The following is a 1,699-nucleotide window of genomic DNA, read 5'->3' as shown; positions in this document are numbered from 1 at the left end:
TGGCGGGCAGCGAGGTGTCGCTGTCCTGAACCGGCATTTTTTCCTGACCCGTTAACGCATGGCTAAGCGGCTGATGCTGGCCGTTATCCGTCTGGGCTAGCGCAGAGGGGAGGGCGGCACGGGGGGCGATCTCCCCGGTGCTCGCAGGCTGCGTCGCTACCGGGGTGGTGGTCTGCTGGTGCGGTAACATCGCCATCAGCGCGCTTAACCCGGCCAGCTCCTCTTCTTCAGTCGTGGTCTCGCCGTTTGTTTTCGCCTCCGGCTGGGTTAGCGCCTTCAGCGCATCCGTATTCGCGGCGGGTTTTAGGCCGGAGACGAGGCTTTGCAGGGAGACGGCGGTATCTTCATCAGTTAGAGTCTCCTGACGGGAGAGCAGTTCGGCGATTTTGGCCTGGAGCGTGGTATCACCGTTTTTTTCCTTTGCCGCTGTCGAGAGCTTGCTGCCCGCCGCTTTCAGATCCGCCAGCGTCAGCGGGGCATCTTTGCCTTTGCAAGTGGTCTCGGTCAGCGCGCCCGCCAGCAGAGAGAGAAAATCTTGCGCGCCCTCAGCGCCTTTCCCGGCAAGCGTGCCGCCGGACGGGTCGCTGTCGGTCATCAGCAGTTGTTGCAGTGTGATCATTCAGGTTTCCTCATTGATGCGCGCTGGGCAAACTCATCCATTTTTTTCTGATCCAGACGGTTTTCCGCCAGGGTCGAGGCTGCAATCTGCCGGTCCTGTAGGGTTTGCCAGGCCTGCAACCGCTGTTTTTTCTCGCGCCAGAAATTCAGCGCGGTATCGACTTTTTGCGTCCACTGGTTGAGCTGCTGGCGATGCTGTTCAATCGCCTTTTCCAGCGTCTGGATAAACTGCTGATAGTTAATCCAGCGCTGGCTACCAATGCCCTGCGTCATGTCGGTGTTAAGGTTGGTGCGATATTCATGCTGATAGTCGATTAACATCTTCAACTGTTCTTCAGCCTGCTGGCACCCGCGTCGCATTGCGCCAAGCTGCAATGCGGCATCATCAACTTCTTTTTCAGCCAGATCTTTCAGCGTTGATAACGCGCTGTTCTGCGCCATGACCTTCGCCCTCCACCTGTGTTACACCTGCGGGAAAATCAGCTCCAGTGCCTGGAGGGAATCTTCCCAGTCGGCGCGTTCAAAAATACCCTGTTGCAGAAATGCCTCCAGCTGCGGCCAGAGGGCAATCGCTTTATCGAGCATCGGATCGCTGCCTTTGGCGTACGCCCCGACGCTTACCAGATCGCGGTTGCGCTGGAAGCTGGAGAGCAGTTGTTTGAAGTTACGCACGCGGGCGTAGTGTTGCTCGGTGATCAGGGCCGTCATCGCACGGCTGATCGACGCTTCAATATCAATCGCCGGGTAGTGCCCGGCTTCGGCCAGACGGCGCGACAGCACGATATGGCCGTCGAGGATCGCGCGCGCGGAGTCGGCAATCGGGTCCTGCTGGTCATCACCTTCGGTCAGTACCGTATAGAACGCGGTGATGGAGCCGCCGCCGCTGATGCCGTTCCCCGCGCGCTCAACCAACGCCGGGAGCTTGGCGAAGACCGACGGCGGGTAGCCTTTGGTCGCGGGCGGCTCGCCGATGGCCAGCGCAATCTCACGCTGCGCCATCGCGTAGCGGGTCAGGGAGTCCATAATCAGCAGAACGTGCTGGCCCCGGTCGCGGAAATCTTCCGCAATACGCGTGGCGTAG

Annotated in this window: 1 protein-coding gene and 2 pseudogenes; all 3 read right to left on the bottom strand. The window is 59.9% G+C overall.

Annotated features, from left to right (window positions below; translation table 11 throughout):
* A pseudogene (locus DD606_RS25000) lies at window positions 1-619 on the bottom strand (flagellar hook-length control protein FliK); the annotation flags it as partial.
* Window positions 616-1,059, bottom strand: a complete 444-nt coding sequence (fliJ, locus tag DD606_RS24995) for a flagellar export protein FliJ (protein ID WP_006811155.1) — start codon at window positions 1,057-1,059, stop codon at window positions 616-618. The pseudogene DD606_RS25000 and the gene fliJ, both read right to left, overlap by 4 nt.
* 21 nt (window positions 1,060-1,080) lie before the next feature.
* Window positions 1,081-1,699: pseudogene (gene fliI, locus DD606_RS24990) on the bottom strand (flagellum-specific ATP synthase FliI); the annotation flags it as partial.

Source organism: Enterobacter cloacae complex sp. GF14B (assembly GCF_004136805.1).
Lineage (GTDB): Bacteria > Pseudomonadota > Gammaproteobacteria > Enterobacterales > Enterobacteriaceae > Enterobacter > Enterobacter hormaechei_C.
This window is presented reverse-complemented; position numbering and strand designations above follow the sequence as displayed.

Excerpts from the sequence above, each read along its gene's own strand:
- fliJ (WP_006811155.1), bottom strand. The coding sequence starts at position 1,059 with ATGGCGCAGAACAGCGCGTTATCAACGCTGAAAGATCTGGCTGAAAAA.